Source organism: Bacillus sp. PK6-013 (assembly GCF_054161445.1).
Genome location: NZ_CP096417.1, coordinates 3,172,757 through 3,189,484 on the forward strand (window position 1 = coordinate 3,172,757; position 16,728 = coordinate 3,189,484).

At 46.8% G+C, this 16,728-nt stretch carries 20 protein-coding genes; 9 read left to right on the top strand and 11 right to left on the bottom strand.

Annotated features, from left to right (window positions below; translation table 11 throughout):
• Positions 1–111: 111 nt before the first annotated feature.
• Together M1E03_RS16060 and M1E03_RS16065 are read right to left on the bottom strand one after the other, a co-directional pair.
• Entirely contained in the window at positions 112–1,380 is a 1,269-nt protein-coding gene (locus M1E03_RS16060; protein ID WP_020450788.1) for an ABC transporter permease, read from the bottom strand.
• Positions 1,373–2,269 carry an ABC transporter ATP-binding protein gene (locus tag M1E03_RS16065; protein ID WP_020450787.1) on the bottom strand — a complete coding sequence of 299 codons (897 nt, stop codon included), beginning with the start codon at positions 2,267–2,269 and terminating at the stop codon, positions 1,373–1,375. The genes M1E03_RS16060 and M1E03_RS16065 overlap by 8 nt, the downstream gene beginning before the upstream one ends.
• A 117-nt stretch (positions 2,270–2,386) precedes the next feature.
• Between M1E03_RS16065 and M1E03_RS16070 the strand changes: the two genes are divergently transcribed.
• Positions 2,387–2,572, top strand: coding sequence for a YhzD family protein (locus M1E03_RS16070; RefSeq protein WP_145654175.1), 186 nt, complete (start codon positions 2,387–2,389; stop codon positions 2,570–2,572).
• 72 nt (positions 2,573–2,644) lie between these two features.
• Here M1E03_RS16070 and M1E03_RS16075 read toward each other — a convergent pair whose 3' ends face one another.
• The 8 genes from M1E03_RS16075 to M1E03_RS16110 all read right to left on the bottom strand — a co-directional run bounded on the left by M1E03_RS16075 (position 2,645) and on the right by M1E03_RS16110 (position 9,790).
• On the bottom strand, positions 2,645–2,923 hold the full coding sequence (locus M1E03_RS16075) for a hypothetical protein (RefSeq protein ID WP_020450785.1): 279 nt from the start codon (positions 2,921–2,923) through the stop codon (positions 2,645–2,647).
• Between the two features lie 4 nt (positions 2,924–2,927).
• A complete protein-coding gene (locus tag M1E03_RS16080) occupies positions 2,928–3,065 on the bottom strand; it encodes a hypothetical protein (RefSeq protein WP_023856549.1) in 138 nt (45 codons plus the stop codon).
• Positions 3,055–4,173 (bottom strand): Rap family tetratricopeptide repeat protein, encoded by a 1,119-nt coding sequence (locus M1E03_RS16085; protein ID WP_026579963.1) that lies wholly within the window; start codon positions 4,171–4,173, stop codon positions 3,055–3,057. Before M1E03_RS16085 ends, M1E03_RS16080 begins: the two co-directional genes overlap by 11 nt.
• A 126-nt stretch (positions 4,174–4,299) precedes the next feature.
• Complete coding sequence (locus tag M1E03_RS16090; RefSeq protein ID WP_020450783.1) at positions 4,300–5,076, bottom strand: enoyl-CoA hydratase; 777 nt, start codon at positions 5,074–5,076, stop codon at positions 4,300–4,302.
• A gap of 135 nt (positions 5,077–5,211) precedes the next feature.
• Positions 5,212–6,729, bottom strand: a complete 1,518-nt coding sequence (locus M1E03_RS16095) for a coproporphyrinogen III oxidase (protein WP_103749107.1) — start codon at positions 6,727–6,729, stop codon at positions 5,212–5,214.
• Positions 6,730–6,872: 143 nt separating this feature from the next.
• Complete coding sequence (locus tag M1E03_RS16100) at positions 6,873–7,736, bottom strand: Cof-type HAD-IIB family hydrolase (RefSeq protein ID WP_016886434.1); 864 nt, start codon at positions 7,734–7,736, stop codon at positions 6,873–6,875.
• A gap of 447 nt (positions 7,737–8,183) precedes the next feature.
• The gene (locus M1E03_RS16105) at positions 8,184–8,537 is read right to left on the bottom strand and encodes a YlbF family regulator (protein WP_016886435.1); all 354 of its coding nucleotides are present in this window, start codon (positions 8,535–8,537) and stop codon (positions 8,184–8,186) included.
• A gap of 122 nt (positions 8,538–8,659) precedes the next feature.
• The gene (locus tag M1E03_RS16110; RefSeq protein WP_458110512.1) at positions 8,660–9,790 is read right to left on the bottom strand and encodes a DUF445 domain-containing protein; all 1,131 of its coding nucleotides are present in this window, start codon (positions 9,788–9,790) and stop codon (positions 8,660–8,662) included.
• Between the two features lie 329 nt (positions 9,791–10,119).
• Here M1E03_RS16110 and M1E03_RS16115 point away from each other — a divergent pair, with 329 nt between their 5' ends.
• The 5 genes from M1E03_RS16115 to M1E03_RS16135 all read left to right on the top strand — a co-directional run bounded on the left by M1E03_RS16115 (position 10,120) and on the right by M1E03_RS16135 (position 15,045).
• Positions 10,120–11,205, top strand: a complete 1,086-nt coding sequence (locus tag M1E03_RS16115; protein ID WP_020450775.1) for a YheC/YheD family endospore coat-associated protein — start codon at positions 10,120–10,122, stop codon at positions 11,203–11,205.
• Positions 11,202–12,560 (top strand): YheC/YheD family endospore coat-associated protein, encoded by a 1,359-nt coding sequence (locus M1E03_RS16120; protein WP_095289929.1) that lies wholly within the window; start codon positions 11,202–11,204, stop codon positions 12,558–12,560. Before M1E03_RS16115 ends, M1E03_RS16120 begins: the two co-directional genes overlap by 4 nt.
• Before the next feature lie 144 nt (positions 12,561–12,704).
• A complete protein-coding gene (locus M1E03_RS16125) occupies positions 12,705–12,923 on the top strand; it encodes a YheE family protein (RefSeq protein WP_171866274.1) in 219 nt (72 codons plus the stop codon).
• Between the two features lie 18 nt (positions 12,924–12,941).
• Complete coding sequence (locus M1E03_RS16130) at positions 12,942–13,823, top strand: helix-turn-helix domain-containing protein (protein ID WP_020450773.1); 882 nt, start codon at positions 12,942–12,944, stop codon at positions 13,821–13,823.
• A 115-nt stretch (positions 13,824–13,938) separates the two neighbouring features.
• Entirely contained in the window at positions 13,939–15,045 is a 1,107-nt protein-coding gene (locus tag M1E03_RS16135; RefSeq protein WP_023856547.1) for an ABC transporter ATP-binding protein, read from the top strand.
• Between the two features lie 50 nt (positions 15,046–15,095).
• Here the strand turns inward: M1E03_RS16135 and M1E03_RS16140 are convergent, their stop codons facing one another.
• On the bottom strand, positions 15,096–15,320 hold the full coding sequence (locus M1E03_RS16140) for a hypothetical protein (RefSeq protein ID WP_020450771.1): 225 nt from the start codon (positions 15,318–15,320) through the stop codon (positions 15,096–15,098).
• A gap of 233 nt (positions 15,321–15,553) precedes the next feature.
• On the opposite strand from M1E03_RS16140, the gene M1E03_RS16145 reads away from it, so the two are divergent.
• The 3 genes from M1E03_RS16145 (at position 15,554) to M1E03_RS16155 (ending at position 16,718) form a co-directional block, all read left to right on the top strand.
• Entirely contained in the window at positions 15,554–15,757 is a 204-nt protein-coding gene (locus M1E03_RS16145; RefSeq protein ID WP_020450770.1) for an alpha/beta-type small acid-soluble spore protein, read from the top strand.
• 170 nt (positions 15,758–15,927) lie between these two features.
• Entirely contained in the window at positions 15,928–16,071 is a 144-nt protein-coding gene (locus tag M1E03_RS16150; protein WP_023856545.1) for a hypothetical protein, read from the top strand.
• Between the two features lie 20 nt (positions 16,072–16,091).
• Positions 16,092–16,718, top strand: coding sequence for an NAD(P)-dependent oxidoreductase (locus M1E03_RS16155; protein ID WP_318602343.1), 627 nt, complete (start codon positions 16,092–16,094; stop codon positions 16,716–16,718).
• The last annotated feature ends 10 nt before the right edge of the window (positions 16,719–16,728 follow it).

Here is a 16,728-nt window from a genome sequence, read left to right on the forward strand (position 1 = left end):
TCCTTTTCATAAAATATTCTGCTCCCATTCTATCACGGGTTGAAAGCGAATGCACGTTCTACTCTTTGCACGAAAAAAGCAGCTTTTCTTTCAAGCTGCTTTTCTCTTTCATTATCGATCTTTTGACAGACGAAGCGCCTGTTTGATATTTTTCAATCCGCCGCCGCTCGTGTACATGAGCACGCCGCCTTTATACACCCTCGCCCCGATGACGGCGAGAATCACAATGGTGAGAGCGGTAATGCCGATGCCGAGTGCCGCTTCCCAAAACGGAATATCAAGCACGCCGACTCTGAGAAACATGATCATTGGCGCAAAGAACGGAATGAATGAAGTAACGGTAATGAACGTTGAATCTGGTGTACTTAGCCCGACCATGGCAATTACGAATCCTGCGACGACCAGCAGAATCATCGGCGAAATCATCTGCTGAACATCTTCAATCCGGCTGACGACGCTTCCGAGAAATGCCGCAAGAGTTGCGTAGAGGAAGTAGCCGAGCATCAAGAAAATGGCCGCGTACACAAGCGTTGCAGTAGGTACGCCGGAAATGTCAAGAAATCCTTTAATCATATCGGCTGCATCCCCTCCCTTTTCCTGGCTGGACTGGAGCGAAAGATAGCCGACAAGAAACAGTGCGGCAATCTGTGTCAATCCTAACAGAGCGACGCCGAACAGTTTGGCGAACATTTGCTGGACAGGCGGCACGCTGGAAATTAAAATTTCCATCACGCGGGAAGACTTTTCCGTCGCAACTTCTGTCGCGATCATTGACGCGTACGTCAAAACCGAAAAATAGATGACAAACAGCACAACATATACAAGTCCTGTCGCCTTTTGAAGCTCTTCCTCGGTTTTCGCGCCTTCTTTCAAGGCGACACTGTTGACTTTTACCGGTGTAAACAGTTCACTCAGCTTTTCCTGTGGTACGTTCAATTCAGCCGTTCCAACGGCAACCTTTGCTTGTGAGAGCGCCTGTTCAATCGTGGAGACAGCTGTGGAATCAGCGATTTCGAGCGCTTTATACGTTCCTTTCAGCACGCCTTTTTTATCTCTGTCCAGGATTAAAATGCCTTCGAGCTTTTCGTCTCTGACGTCTTTTTCAAGCTCTTTTTCCGGTTTATCCGCTTTTTCGACTTCCAGCGCTTCATCAGTGTCGAGTGCTTTCACTTGCTGGGCAAACGTGTCGTACAGCTGATTTGAACGGTCAATGACGGCGATTTTATCACCCTCTCCGCCGTCATCAAACATGGAAATAATCGATCCCAGATTTGTGACGAGCACGACAAGCGCAAGCGTGATCACCGTTGAAATGATGAACGACTTTGTTTTCAGCTTGCTGAGATATGTATGAAAAAGAACAATCCAAAACTTATTCATAACGGGCACCTACCTTTTCGACGAAAATATCATGCAAAGAAGGCTCTTCAAGTTCAAATTTTCTGATAAACCCGCGTCCTTGAAGCATTGTAAACAGTTCTTGAGAGACTTCTTCATTTTCGACCTGCAGGCGGACTCCTTCGGAATGATCCCGCCATTTGACTATACCGTCCGCCTCTTTCAAGAAGCTCAAGTCGCCGTCTGCGTGAATCGTGACATTCTTTCTGCCAAAAGAACGTTTGATTTCTTTTAATTTCCCTTGAACGACAGGCGTCCCGCGCTGCAAAATGCAGACGTGTTCGCACAGCTCTTCGACATGCTCCATTCTGTGGCTTGAAAATACAATCGAAGTGCCGTCGTCTTTCAAAGAAATGACCGCGTCTTTTAATAGCTCGACATTCACCGGATCGAGACCGCTGAACGGCTCGTCGAGAATCAAAAGCTCCGGCTTGTGCAGCACGGCCGTGATGAATTGAATTTTTTGCTGGTTCCCTTTCGAGAGCTCCTCAACCTTTTTGTCGGCGTATTCCGTAATATGGAACCGTTCGAGCCACTTCTCCATTTCCTTGAGCGCATTTTGCTTTGTCATGCCTTTCAGGCGGCCAAGGTATACGAGCTGATCTTTCACCTTCAGCTTCGGATACAGTCCGCGCTCTTCGGGCAAGTAGCCGATGCTGTTTGTGATACCGTAGTTAATCGGCTGTCCTTTCCATGTGACAGTACCCTCTGTCGCATTCAAAAGGCCTAATATCATTCGGAATGTCGTCGTTTTCCCTGCTCCGTTGGCGCCGAGCAGACCGAACATTTGCTTGTCTGGAATCTCCAGCGTCAGATCGTTTACAGCTGTAAATGAACCGAACTTTTTCGTGACGTGATCGATTTTGAGCATAATAACTCCTCCTTCCAATTTACAATCATACGTTAGTCATACCATTTTAAAAAGGATTTTTTTGATTTTTATATAATTTTAAACAAATAGATCATATTTTGAGAAAGGGGAAGAGAAATGGAAAGTTATTATGTAACCGTTTTCAATACTGGTGGAGAAACGCTTTTGAATGAGCGATTTGAAGCGGCCGATGATGAAGAAGCGAAAGAGAAAGGAAGAGGAATGCTGAAGGAAAAGCAATTTTTGGAGCATACACACCGGGTAGTACATTCGTCCGGTAAAATCATTGTTTTCCGGAGCTGACTAAAATACGGGGCAAGGCGGCTCTTTTGGGGAAGGTCTCCCGCTGCCGCCTGCCCTTTAATCCGCCAAACACTAGTGGATCATCATAACAATGAGCAGTCCCATGTTGATGAAACAGAGTAAAAACGATAAGCAAGCGACGCCTTTATTTTTTCGCAGAAAATAAAGGCCATTGACCGCCAGCACACAGATGATGACGGCATCAAACAGTCGAAACAGCAGATCCTGCAAGCTGTAGGCCGGAGCGAAAAAACAAATCACAGAGACGATCAGGATGAAAAGGCAAGAAACTGTAATATACATCGTCCATTCTTTCGCTGCGTCAGCCCGCTCATTCTCAGATGAAATCATGTTCTTAAACTCGGGCCTCCTTGTCAGTCGTGATCATTTTGTCCGCGTACAAGGAAGGAGCTTTTCCCACATCTGCCAAAAAGCCTGAAGACGTTAACACAACAGCCAGCGACACCGCGACGAACAACAGTTTAGCTTTCATACAACGCATCTCCCCTTTTGATTTTTCGTCTTGCCTGAGCGCACTTCTCATAGTAAAAAATGGCATCTTCAAGCCGCTCCATTTGATTATAGTACTGGGCTGCGTCTAAAGCCAGCTCTTCAACAGCGGCATATAAATGGTTTGACTCCAAATAATCAAATCCGATTTCCACGGCTTTCCGATCCCCGCCGTCCAAATACAGCCCGGATAGAATGTTAAGCTTGGCCGCGTGTTCTTCATCTCCGAGCGATGCCGCACTTCGGATGCCTTTTTCATAACAGTCGGCCGCTCCGACATGATTTCCCTGTTTTAGACGGACGTACATTAAGTTGTACAGCACTTTTGGAATATATGATGAACTTTCCTGTTCAAAAATGGAAAGGGCGCTCTCCATATGATCTGAGGCTTCCCGGTACGATTCTTGATGGAAATAGCAATTTCCCAAATTAAAATGAGCGGCTGCCGTCAAATGGCTGTTTTTGATTTTCGCGGCGTCTTCAAGCGCGTTGGCCAGGCTTTTCAGCGCTGGTCCGTATGTCATCGATTCAACCCAATTGCCGGCAATGATAAAATCGCAGAAAATCTTTTTTTCTTTTAGCGTCTCATACCGGTTAAAAATGTCGGAAGCGAGCGTCGCATAGTTGATCGATAAATATCTCTGGCTGATATAATAGTAGATTTCCGCCAGCTTATAATAAAATTCCGCTTTTTCAACCTCGTCTTCCAAGGCGCTGACTTTTTGTTCAGCCGTTTTATAGCAGCCGATTGCTTTGACAAACCGCTTTTGTTTGAACTCATACATCCCTTTAAAAAACCAGTAATAATAGTTTAGTAAACCTGTCATTTGGTCCTTTTTCTCTTCTAAGTCGCGGAGGTTTTTTTCAATATTTTCAGTCTTTTGTGGTTTCAAATAGCTGAGCATCAGCTTATGCCTAAATTCGAGCAGCGAATAGTAGAGCAGGACGTCCTGATTTTCTTCCATGTCTTGAAAATCATTTAAAATTTCCGCTTTCAATGATTCACTGGCGGCGATCTGATTTTTCCGAATGGCGTTGTACCAATCATTCAGCTTACTAGCAACGTATTCAGATGGAATCTTCTGTTTCAATTTCCCCGCCTCCCAAGACTTCGTACAGACCTGTGTCCTTATGAATCATTTTATAGAAACTTAAATTTTTTTACAATTGCTTCTGCACATCATTTCCCAAGGTCAATTTCCTGTCGGGCCCTCTTGTTATACTTGCTGACGGTTAAATTGCGGCTGGCGCTTTTCTAAAAATGCGCGGATTCCTTCCTGATGGTCGCTTGTCAGCCTCATTTTCATTTGGGCCGCTTTCTCGAGTTCAAGCGTTTTCTGCAGCCTACCGCCATTCAGCGCCTGATAGATCTTTTTTGTCTCAATCATCGCTGCCAGCGGAGCGTGCAGAAGCTTTTCAAGATAGATGCGCGCAAAACGGCCGGAGTCCCCGCTGAACACGGCGTCTGCGATCCGAAGTTCGTGCGCTTCGGCCCCCGTCAATTGTTTCCCGCTCCAAATCAATTCTTTGGCCGCAGCTTCACCGATTCTCCGCTCTAAAAAGAAGTGTCCGCCTCCGTCGGGAACAAGCCCGATGCCGATAAAATTCATCGCCAACTTCGCCTCTTTTTCGACCAGCACATGGTCGCAGCTGAGCGCGAGGCTCAATCCCAGACCTGCGGCCGCCCCGTGGACAGCCGCTGTCGTCATCTTCGGCATGCTGTAAAGCTTCACCGCAATTTCAGAAATTGTGTCAATGACGCGGGCAGAGCTGTCTTGATCTCCGGAAGACAGCATCATCTTAATGTCTCCGCCTGCCGAAAATCCTTTGCCGCTGCCTCTCACAAGGAGAAGCAGCGATTCGCTTTCCTCTGCAATACGCAAAGCTTCATTCAGTTCTTCAAGCATTTTTTCATTCAAGGCATTGTACGCCTCAGAGCGATTCAGCACAATTTCAAAAATCCCGTCTTCGTCTTTCCATTTGATATACTCCATCTTGCACCTCCGTGAATACGTTTACAATTGATACTGTTTAAACTATTCCACCTTCGCCCTTTAAAACCTTTTTTTGTTGCCGATTCCGGTTTGATTCCGCAATAAAAAAGCTGCCGGCGATACCGGCAGCAGCTTCTATTCCTGTTGAGAACCGCTTTTTGCCTCCTTCTGAAAAAGCTCAGACAAGTAGCGGATTTTTTCGTTTGTATAGTGTTCAAATCTGTCATTGTACGTTTTCGGGTCTTTCGGGTTGGAGAAGTGTGTGATCTTTCCCGTTTCCGGATCGACGAATTTGCTCGCAGCTCCGCAGCCGATCCCGATAATCGTCTGTTTTTCCTCCATGATCATGATGTTATAGATGCTTTCCTGGCCGGGAAGGGAATAGCCTATATTCTCTAGGTTGCCGAGAATGTTTTTCTGCCTGTACAAATAGTAGGGATGGTAGCCGTGCTGTTTCGTCCACGAGACAGCGTCATCCATCATCGCGACAATCTCCTCGCGGTCAGCCACCTTATACTTATGTTTGTTTTTCGTCATTTCAGACGCGCGCTTAAATGACAGCGTATGGACGGTCAATGATTCGGGCATTAATTTTTCGGTTTCGGAAAGAGAGTTTCTGAATTCTTTTACCCCTTCGCCCGGAAGGCCGATGATTAAATCCATATTGATGTTCGACATGCCGGCATTTCGCGACAGATGATACTTTTCGATCGTTTCTTCGACCGTATGGTGGCGTCCGATCGCTTTCAGCGTTTCATTCTCGTAAGACTGGGGATTAATGCTGATTCGGTCGATGTTCCATTTTTTTAAGACTGCGAGCTTTTCCTCTGTGATCGTATCGGGCCGTCCAGCCTCAACTGTGACCTCGCGGATGTTTTTTACATCGGGAAATGAACGGTACATTTCTTCATACAATAGATCCATTTCTTCAGCGGTAATGCTTGTCGGCGTTCCGCCGCCGAAATAAACGGTCGTTATTCTGACATCGTTCTCCTTGAGCCATTCGCCGATTTTTTGCATCTCATAGTGAAGCCCCCACAAAAATGAGCCGACCCGTCCGGCTTGTCCTCTGATCGCATACGCCGGAAACGTGCAGTAGGCGCACTTCGTCGGACAAAACGGGATGCCGATGTAAATGCTGACTTCTTGACTCAGCTCATACAAATCGGGTACCGCTTTCAGCTGACGGTCAATGATGTTTTGCATCAGTTCGATTTTTTCGTCGTGAATTAAATAATCCCGTTTCAGCTCGGCATGTGCCTCTTCCTTTGGCATGCCGCTCTCCAGCTTTTTATGAAGCAGCTTTGTCGGACGAACACCGGTGAGAATCCCCCATTTCTGAATGATTCCGGTATGCTCCTGAAGCATGCTCAAAAAAACGTAGGAAACGGTATTTTTCACCTGCTTAAACGCTTCCTTTTCCGTCAGTTTGGGGTCAATGTTTTTTGCATATTCCGCTCTAATGTCCGTATCTTTTATCATACCCGAAGCCTTGACGCCGTTCTCTTCCCGGTCGTAGCCGAGAACGATCGCAAGGTCTGCCGGCGCTTCTTCGCCAAAAGCGACTTCGCTTTCTTCAAAGAATAAGTTGGCTATATGCTCAAGCGGTCTCTGGAACCTTTCATCTTGGAGCCCTTCTATATAAATGCGCAATGTCATCACCTTTTTCGTTTCAAAACTTTCTTTAGTGTACAAAAATAAATGGCCAAAATCAATCCGGGAAACAAACATTCCTACGTGGCAGCGATGAATGAATAATCCCCGCATTCGAGTTGAAAGCGGGGATTCTATCAGAATCAGACTTTTTTAATATGGAATTTTTTAAGAAACCCTTTGCTTTGCTGCATTCTGAAGTATTCTTTAATCATATAAGCGACGCCCTGTTCATCATTGGAGCGCGTCACCCAATCCGCTTTTTGTTTGACTTTCTGAGGAGCATTGCCCATTGCGACTCCGAGTCCGGCAAGCTCGATCATCGGGAGGTCGTCGATTTCATGGCCGATCGCAACGACATCTTCCATTTTTAGACCGAGGTCGGCGGCGAGCATCGTCAAGCCTGCTTCTTTGGAAACCCCTTTATGGACAATCAGCATTTTTTCCCCCGCTCCAATGATGTCGACGAGAGGAAATGCATTTGTGATCGTCTGCCTGATTTCTTCGGACTGTCCTGTTGAGCAATAAACCTCGATCACCGGTGCGCTGACCGGTTCATCCATCAGCATGTCGCTCAGCGAATCGACAAACTGGACGGGATAAAAAATCGGGTCAGACGGGTGAATCATCGTTTTCCCCAGCAGGTTTGAATTCGTTTTTTTCCGGTTTCCAATCGAATATTTTTCATGGAGGATTCTGATATTGCAATCATAGCTTTCCAGTATTTGAACAAGGTTAAATGTCTGTTCTTCGGAAATCCTTTTTTCTAATAAAGGATCGTCGATTTTGTCCGCTATGATGGCTCCGCTGTGCGTAATCAGCTTCGTATCCAGCTTTAAAGATTTGGCGATTTTTTGAGCGGAGCGAAAATGTCTATTCGTCACAAGCGTAACATATACACCTTTCTTCTTTGCATATTCGATCGCTTCCTTCGTTGCGGGATGAAGCCGTCCGTTTGTCCGAAGCAGCGTTCCGTCTATATTCAGCGCAAGCATTTGTTTTGACACCAGGAGGTCCCCCTTCTTTGATGACTGAATCTGTTATAGAGGATATGTCCCGATCTCTTTTTTTAGAACAGCCCTCTTGATGCACATACTAAAAAAGCCTGTTTTCACAGACTTTTTACTTCGCATCTTGTGGATACGATCATGATTCTCCCTCATATTCAAAACAGTGAATTCAACGCCCCTTTCGTTCAATTCACCGTATATTGATAACCCCTTTATTTGACCAGCAGACGTGCTTTCAGTCTGTTAATTTCCTCTATACCCCTTATCATTTTGCCGCCAGTCCGTTTTTCATGATCGTATCCCGGCAAAAAAATGAAAGCACTTACATTTAATATTATCGCAACTATTTCATGAATTGACAAGTCTTTTTTTAAATCTTTATGAACGTTATTTGTTCACTTAGTGAAAAAATCCCCTCTTGCCTTGACAAGGGGGGATTTTTTATCAGCTCTCTGGGTTTCCGTAAAGCTCTTCCAAAGGCTTCATGATGATTTTGTTTAATTCAGCAATCAGCATGCTCATCCGCTGTTCCGCTTCCATCAGCTGCGAGATTTTATCATGCTGCTGGACGAGCGCCACGGATTTTTGCGCTTGTTCGACTTCTTCCTGTGTGATGTCTTCGCCGTTCATCTGTTTTTGCTGAAGGTTCATTTGAATATCGCGAAAGTTATCAAACATCTTTTTAGCAGATGGGTCGCCATTCACCTCATCATAAAGATTTTTCAATCGGGAATATTCATCGCTTTGTCGCAAGGCTTGCCCCAAGTCATAAGCCGAGTCATGTAAATTGACCGTCATCCTAATCCGCTCCTTTCCTGCCTGTATTCTTCTTATGGAATCGGCACCACTCCACTATAACAAACTATGGAGCGTTTTTCACAGTTATACGATAATTCCGTTTGAACAGGCCGTCTTCAGCCTCAGATCAAAATTACAAAGATGGCTTGCACGGCTCCGATAATTCCGCCAAGCAGACCGCCTAAATACGTGATCATTTTGAACTCCCGCCTGGAAATGGACAGCACCATTTCTTCAAGACGTTCAACAGGGAAGTTGTCCACCTGTTCCTTGACGATTTGCTCGAGCTCCAGCTGCTTGAGCACTTGATCCAGGCGGCGGCCCGCCTCTTCGAGAAGCCGGTCGGCAATCTGCGGCAGGCGCAAAGCGATCTCCCGCTCAACACTGGCAATAGAGGAGCCAATCGTTTTTTCGAAAAACGGCTGAAACGAGAATCGTTTCAAAAGCTTTTCCTTCAAATCGAAAATGAGAGATTTGAGATTCCATTTGTCATCCGCTTCCTTGAACGTATATTCTTTCAGCTTGTCCCATTCGTTTTCAAGCAGATCCGTTAAAAGACGCGCGGTCTCGCCGTTCTTTAAAAACTTCACAATCTCCGGCTGAACGCGGTCAACCAGACTGCTGTTGCCTAAAAACATCTGCACCATGCTGCCGAGCATGCCCCGTTCTTTCAAAAAATCGTCAATCATATGTCCGAGGCGTTCCTTTCCTTCGCCGCTTTCAAAGTAGGTGACAGTCCGGCTTAAAATATAGCCGGACACCATCGGAATTTTCTCTTTCAGCTTTTTCTGGGCCTCAAGAGGGATAAGCTCTTTGAGCGGTTCATTTTCATATGCCTCTAACAATGCGGACAGCTTCTCATCCGTCCATCTGGATACCGCCCGATCCGCTTTTTGGGCGGGATTTGAAATTCCGATGCTTTCCAATGCTTCTTCAACGGTGGCCGTTGATTGCGAGAGGTGCGCCAAGATCCGCTCCCCAACCTGCACCGCCTGGCTTTTAACCGCATCGGATGCAAGCTTTTTTTTGATCCCTTCTGTTGTCAGCAGATGGCCTGTGACCATCTGTCCCATCTGTCTCGCCAATTCATCGCGCCTTTTCGGAATTAATCCGGGTGTAAAAGGAACCCTCTTTCCAAATATGTAGACCGCTTTATATGGGCGAAAAAGCATTTTAATCGCAAAATGGTTCGTTACAGCGCCGATAAGTGCACCGACTGCAATCATAACGGCAAAAACCCCAAATACATACATGTTCTTTTCAACTGCCTTCCTTTTTACCTGACATCTTAGCTGCACAGCGTGGGCCTTATGGTCGATCCTCACCGTCTTGCCTAACGTTATTATAGTAGCTGAATAAAAGACGGGCAAATAACGGAATGGAGCAAGCCGCTTCAAAATACAATGGGTCAGATGGCAATTGTATGAAGGGCGCTCTAAAATTTTTAATCATTTCCAATTTACAAAAGCCTATTTCTGCAATCTCAAGCGTATCATGAAACAGAAGTCTATATATTAAAGTTTGCCCGAAGTTTGACAGTCTCAGCCTGTTAAGCCTTGTTTTTCATGAAGGAGGTATAATCATGATGACGCTTGGATTTATGTCGCTGTCGCACGAACATGAAAAAGCCTATGCCGAAGAACTGGCCAAAATGGCTTCGGACTATGGAATCCGGTTTATCCGTTTCACGCCCCTGGATATTTCCCCCGGTTCCCTGCTTGTGAAAGGGCTCTCCTTTCACCCGAAGTCAGGACAGTGGAATGAAATTGAAAGAGAAATCCCGGAATTGATCTATGACCGCTGCTTTTACGGCAGAGATCAGCAATCGAAAAAAGCAAAACCGATTGTCGAATGGCTCAAAAAGTATCCTAAAACAACATTTTTAGGACTCGGACTTCCTGACAAATGGACGGTTTTCAAAGCATTGAATGCCGATCCCGTCATCAAGTCCTACCTTCCTGCCACATCGATTGCAGAAAACGCCCAGGATATCCTGCGCAAGCTTGCAAAAGAAAAAGCGTGCATCTTGAAGCCTGCATCCGGATCAGGAGGCCGCGGCATCATTCACCTCGAGCTTACGGGAAAAACGGTCAAGGCCGCCTACCAAACCGGAAAACACAAACAGCTGAAGTCATTTTCGAAACAGGCTTCATTTGAAACGTGGTGTCAGAAAGTTCTTCAGCACCGCTATTTGCTGCAATCGTTCCTCGATATTCAAGACAAAGACGGTTTTCCGTGCGATATCAGGCTGCTGCTTCAGAAAAACGGCAGTGGAGAATGGGAAACAGCCGGCAAAACGGTAAGGCGGAGCTATCAGCACGGACTGCTTGCAAACCTGGCCGGGGGCTCAGAGGCGGTGAGCTTTGACAGCTGGCTTTTATCCGTGCCGAAAAAGCGCCAGGCCGTCCTTCTCGATGATTTAGAGACAATGGCGCAGGCCGTACCCCTGGTGCTTGAATCAAATCACGGACCATTATTCGAGCTCGGCCTTGATATCTGCCTGACGAAAGACGGAAAAGTCTGGCTTCTGGATGTCAATTCAAAGCCCGGAAAGCACGCTTTTATTAAGCACTCTCCTGAAAAAAGGGAGCTTTTGTATAAAGGTCCTTTGGAGTACTGCTCATTCTTAACGGCTTCAGCCGGCGCGAAAGGGGCTGAGAAAAGATGACCGGTCAACCGCTGACCGTCGGCATCCACCAGACGAGCGAAAACACGATGCTCCTGCCCGCTTCTTTTAAACAGGACGGTTTGTTATTCGCAGCTTTCGGTACAAGTGTTGAACGTTGCCACGTCTCATTTGACAGCCATTTGAAGCGCACCGTTTTATTATCTGAAAATCTGTACAAAAACCTGCGGATTCCGTACCGCGGCAAAGCCTCCCTGATTTTCCGCGACAATACCGTCTATATCGGACCTTTAATCGGGATTTTCACGGCCGGTTTTACAAAATCGCAGCTGGACCCTGTCAGAGGGAGGTCTTTATTTTTTTCGAAGCTTTTGACGATGGATCTCCCGGCAGGAGGCTACAGCTATCTGTTCGGAGCGCACCAGATAGATTGGGAAGAAGGTACAGTGCAGGCTCTCATTTTCAGGGAAAACGGCTGGGAGGAGGCCACAGTCCCCCTTCCCAACGTCGTTTACGACAGACTGCCGAACCGCAAAGCGGAAGAATCCGCCGCTCTGCGGGAAACAAAAACCCGCCTTATGGATGAATACCGGATTCCGTGGTTCAACCCGGGCTTCTTTAACAAATGGGAGATCTATAAATGTCTGCAACAAGACGAGAGGACAGCGGAATTGCTTCCATTTTCGGCATTCGAGCCCGATGCCGGTAAAATCGAAGACATGATCGGTCAATACGGCTTCATTTATGTAAAGCCCGCCGGCGGCAGTTTGGGCAAAGGCATACTCCAGCTTTCAAAACGGGAAGAAAACGGAATTCTCGCCAGACATGCCGAAGGCGTCACATCTTATTCGTCCGCTGCTGAATGTTTAGATGAATGGCAGAGACTGCACAAACATTCTTCTTATCTCGCCCAGCAGGGCATCGAACGGATCGAAGTGGATCATCATCCGGCAGACTTCAGGGTTCATACAAACAAAAACGGAAAAGGCCAATGGACCGTCACAGCCATCGCGGTCAAAATCGCTGGAAAAGACGGAATTACAACCCACATGTCGAGCGGCGGTGCCGTCAAAACGCTTGCAGAGCTATATGATGATCCTCAGGAAAGGCTTCACACTCTGCAAAAACTGACAAAAGCGGCGCTCCTCCTCAGCCGGGTCCTTGACGAAAAGCTTGACGGTTTCATCGGGGAAATCGGCTTTGACCTCGGATTGGACCGTTCGGGAAAAGTATGGCTGTTTGAAGCCAATTCCCGGCCCGGCAGGGGGATCTTCTCCCATCCCCGTCTGGCATCTGTCAGCAGCTTAACGAAGAAAAGAAGCTTCGAATATGCTTCCTATTTAACTGAACAGTCCATCCTTAATCCGGAGGACATGTGGCATGACCTCAAGCCGTGAAGAACCTGCTTCTTCACGGTATTTTTTTGAAAAAGCTCCACTTGAAAAGAATCTATGATCTTTTCTGTGAATGAGATACAATGATAACAAATCAACGTGTAGACAGCTCGCTGGATTTGACCCACCTGAAATCAATGAAGGAGCGTGGCGTTTATGATTTCTCATTTTCAATGGAAGCCGCTGTTTAAAAAAGAAAGGCTTCCCGGCTGGAAAATATCGTTTTATCATAAAGGGATTCACTATGAAGGAATCTATCATAAATCAGGGGAAATCGAGTGGGGCAGCACCTATCCCCCGCACGATGACGAGCCTTCCCTGAAAAGCGAAATTCATGAATTAATGCTCTTCCATATTTACGAATAAAGAAAAGGACGTTGTCGTATGCTGGAGAAATTAAAGACGCTTTACGGTGAACGGATGATTGTATCTGAGGCTGTTTCAAAACACGATGCATTATGGTTTCAAACGGACGAAGGCGAGACCTTCGGCGTTTTGAAAAACGCGGTCACCGACCGGGAAAAAGAGCTGCTCCATTGCCTGTTCCGGCCTTTCTCAGAACCGCGTCCCGAACAGCAGCTGACAAAGCGGGAGAAAGAATGGCATCAATATTTTTTTCGCAATGCCCCCCTTCCAAACCCAGGGAACATTCAGCTGATGCAAGGACATTTTTTTAAAATGGAGCATGTACCTGAAGAAAGACAGGCGATCAAAGAAGCGGTCAGCGGCTTTTTTAAAGACCCGCTTGTGGTATGGTACGACCGGCACGAAGCTGTCATCGTCCACGAAAATCCTTCGCCGTTTCTCGCCAAAAAAGAGCTGTCCGAGCTTGCGCATGCACTGACAAGCGATTTCATGGCAAACCCTGTGTTTTTCAGCGGCCAGCTTCATCCAGTCAACGGATCGCTTCAAGGCAAAATCCGCTTTGAAAAACAAATGTTTCATTATATGCTGGAAGCGGGTGACATCGGAAACGTCGCCACGTTTTGCCAGTGTCTCCCGTCTTTTTTGACGGCAAAACCCGAGCGGGTTCATGCTTCTTCGTTTTCGGACGCCGTAAGAGAGGCGCTGTCTGATCCCGAGACATCCCTGACCATCAAAACGTATATGAGATGCAACCTGAATGCCTCTCTTACAGCAAAACGTTTGTTTATCCACCGAAACAGCCTGCAGTACAGAATTGATAAATTCATCGAACGGACCGGGATTGACATCAGACAGTTTGAAGAAGCAGCCGCTGTTTATTTGATGATGTATCTCCTTTAGCGGCTTTAGCAACTTGCACGAAAAGAAATTGTGCACCATGTCCATTTACACCGACCTGCCGTTTTTTATAAACTAAGACCAGATAAAGCGCTTACATAAAAGAGGGGGAGAAAAAATGGCGGAACTCGTGCTCGATCGGATATACAAAGTGTATGACAACAAAGTCACGGCTGTGGATAATTTTAATCTTCATATCGATGATAAGGAATTTATCGTCTTTGTCGGACCGTCAGGCTGCGGCAAGTCGACAACGCTCAGAATGATCGCAGGACTTGAGGAAATTACGGATGGCGAATTCACAATCGACGGGAAACGGATGAATGATGTCGCTCCCAAGGACCGCGACATTGCGATGGTATTCCAAAACTATGCCCTTTATCCGCACATGAACGTCTATGACAATATGGCTTTCGGCTTAAAGCTGAGGAAGTTTCCGAAGGATGAAATCAAACGGCGCGTCCATGAAGCGGCCAAAATTCTGGGCCTTGAACAATATTTGGACAGAAAGCCAAAAGCGCTTTCCGGCGGACAGCGCCAGCGCGTTGCCTTAGGCCGGGCAATCGTTCGGGACGCAAAGGTGTTTCTGATGGATGAACCGTTATCAAACCTTGATGCCAAATTGCGCGTACAAATGCGCGCCGAAATCACAAAGCTTCATCAGCGCCTGCAGACGACGACCATCTATGTCACCCACGACCAGACTGAAGCGATGACGATGGCTACGCGGCTCGTCGTCATGAAAGACGGAATCATCCAGCAGGTCGGCGCGCCGAAGGAAGTCTATGAAAATCCGGAAAACGTGTTTGTCGGCGGCTTTATCGGTTCTCCCGCAATGAACTTTTTCACCGGCACTCTAAAAGAAGACTTGTTTACATTTGACGGCGTTTCGGTTCGCGTGCCGGAAGGAAAAATGAAAGTTCTGCGCAGCCAGGGCTATGCCGGCAAGGAAATCATCATGGGAATCAGACCTGAGGATATCCATGACGAGCCTGTTTTCATTGAAGCGTCAAAAGACTCAAAAATCGATGCGAAAATTGAGGTAGCTGAGCTGATGGGCGCCGAAACGATGCTTTATTCGCAAGCCGGCACGCAGCCGTTCATCGCCAGAGTCGATTCAAGAACCGACGTCCAGGCCGGCGATACGCTTCCTCTTGCGCTTGACATGAATAAAGCCCACTTCTTTGATAAAGAAACGGAGCTTCGCATCCGTTCTGAAGAATAGCGGATTTAAACACTCTCCATGACCGAAGCATGCTGCGGCCCTCCGTGCTGCTATGCTTCGGTCGTTTCAATTTCAACGGTTTCTTCATAAGTACAGTCCTGGCAAGTATATAAATGAACGCATACGGTTTGCGTTTGTTTAAATGAATCAAACTCCATATACGGACTGTACGGACCGAAAAAATCGGTTGCTCTCCCCGCGTCCGCCATTTCCCCGCCGCACTTCGGACAATGCCTTGTCTGGACGAGAATCCCATTGCACACTGGACACATCATCTGCTTCATCCTCCTGCTTTTTTCCTTAGCTTGCCCCATTCCCGGCCTTTTCGCCTTTCAACATTTACCAGATTGAAGCACGCATTTATTTTATCGAATCCACCATAATACGTAGTACAAACCAACATTGGGCTTTAGCCGAGAAGGCAGCGGTTTTCTTTTGGTGAAAGCCGGCAGCTGGTGCAACTCCAGTCAGCCCAACCATACCATTTTTATAAAGGAGTTTGATACAAATGGCTAATCAAAATTCTTCAAATCAACTGGTTGTCCCAGGAGCAGCTCAAGCGATCGAACAAATGAAATTCGAAATTGCTTCTGAATTCGGCGTAAACCTCGGCGCTGACACGACTTCCCGTGCAAACGGTTCTGTCGGCGGAGAAATTACAAAACGTTTAGTTTCCCAAGCTCAAGCATCTATGGGCGGTCAACAATTTTAAACAACTTCATATTCATGGATAACAGAAGGTGCATATCCTGCACCTTCTTTAGCGTGTCGACAAACTTTCACATTCATTGCCGGGGCGGCGGCCCGCACCTCTGGCATATCTTATGAAAGCCCGCACCCGCTTCTCCTTTTTTCATATGCTGATATAAAGGAGGAGTCGGCATGCAGCTGATGTTGAGCATCAATTGGGAATTAATTCAATTTGTCGGGATTTCTCTATTGAATGAGTATGTCTCAAATGTCCACCCTTATCATGGAACTTTTTGCTTTCGCGGGGCTTTTTCTTCCGGACGATCTGACGTATGATAGATCCGATGGGAGTGATTATGTTGAAAATTGCGCTTTTTGGAGGTACAGGCCGTGTCGGACAGGCCTTTCTCAATTTTGTTGAAGAGGATGGGCGTTATTCCGTTTACGCACTTGTTAGGAGGACGGAAGGCGCCCGCATTACGGATAAATGCTGCCAAGCGCTTGCAGGGAACGCCAGGAACCAGCATGACGTCGAGTCTTTAATAAAAGATTCGGATATCGTTGTCAGCTGTTTAAACACAGATGGAGACGATACATTGACCGTCTCCATCGAACATATGATAAATGCCATGAACGCACATCGGATTAAACGGCTGATTACCATCGGAACGGCCGGTATTTTAAACGCGAGGCAGAACCCGGACCTTTACCGCTTTGAAACAAACGAATCAAAACGGCGCTCGGCGCGCGCAGCGCAAGAACATGCCCGTGTGTACGAACGTCTCCGCGAGTCTGAATTGGATTGGACGATCGTCTGCCCGACATATCTCCCCGACGGGCCGGCATTGAAGACATACCGTTTTGAACAGGATGTTCTGCCGGACGGCGGAAAAGAAATATCGACCGGCGACACCGCCCATTTTCTTTTCAAACAGCTTGAATCAGACCAGTTTGTCAAGGCAAGGGTGGGGCTTGCTTATTAAAGCCGGGTGA

Bases quoted from the DNA above. Each gene is read 5' to 3' on its own strand.
- M1E03_RS16065 (WP_020450787.1), bottom strand. From the start codon at position 2,269: ATGCTCAAAATCGATCACGTCACGAAAAAGTTCGGTTCATTTACAGCT.
- M1E03_RS16140 (WP_020450771.1), bottom strand. From the start codon at position 15,320: ATGATGTGTCCAGTGTGCAATGGGATTCTCGTCCAGACAAGGCATTGT.
- M1E03_RS16060 (WP_020450788.1), bottom strand. From the start codon at position 1,380: ATGAATAAGTTTTGGATTGTTCTTTTTCATACATATCTCAGCAAGCTG.
- M1E03_RS16115 (WP_020450775.1), top strand. From the start codon at position 10,120: ATGATGACGCTTGGATTTATGTCGCTGTCGCACGAACATGAAAAAGCC.
- M1E03_RS16150 (WP_023856545.1), top strand. From the start codon at position 15,928: ATGCAGCTGATGTTGAGCATCAATTGGGAATTAATTCAATTTGTCGGG.
- M1E03_RS16090 (WP_020450783.1), bottom strand. From the start codon at position 5,076: ATGGAGTATATCAAATGGAAAGACGAAGACGGGATTTTTGAAATTGTG.
- M1E03_RS16145 (WP_020450770.1), top strand. From the start codon at position 15,554: ATGGCTAATCAAAATTCTTCAAATCAACTGGTTGTCCCAGGAGCAGCT.
- M1E03_RS16130 (WP_020450773.1), top strand. From the start codon at position 12,942: ATGCTGGAGAAATTAAAGACGCTTTACGGTGAACGGATGATTGTATCT.
- M1E03_RS16155 (WP_318602343.1), top strand. From the start codon at position 16,092: ATGTTGAAAATTGCGCTTTTTGGAGGTACAGGCCGTGTCGGACAGGCC.
- M1E03_RS16070 (WP_145654175.1), top strand. From the start codon at position 2,387: ATGGAAAGTTATTATGTAACCGTTTTCAATACTGGTGGAGAAACGCTT.
- M1E03_RS16120 (WP_095289929.1), top strand. From the start codon at position 11,202: ATGACCGGTCAACCGCTGACCGTCGGCATCCACCAGACGAGCGAAAAC.
- M1E03_RS16080 (WP_023856549.1), bottom strand. From the start codon at position 3,065: ATGAAAGCTAAACTGTTGTTCGTCGCGGTGTCGCTGGCTGTTGTGTTA.
- M1E03_RS16135 (WP_023856547.1), top strand. From the start codon at position 13,939: ATGGCGGAACTCGTGCTCGATCGGATATACAAAGTGTATGACAACAAA.
- M1E03_RS16075 (WP_020450785.1), bottom strand. From the start codon at position 2,923: ATGATTTCATCTGAGAATGAGCGGGCTGACGCAGCGAAAGAATGGACG.
- M1E03_RS16105 (WP_016886435.1), bottom strand. From the start codon at position 8,537: ATGACGGTCAATTTACATGACTCGGCTTATGACTTGGGGCAAGCCTTG.
- M1E03_RS16110 (WP_458110512.1), bottom strand. From the start codon at position 9,790: ATGTATGTATTTGGGGTTTTTGCCGTTATGATTGCAGTCGGTGCACTT.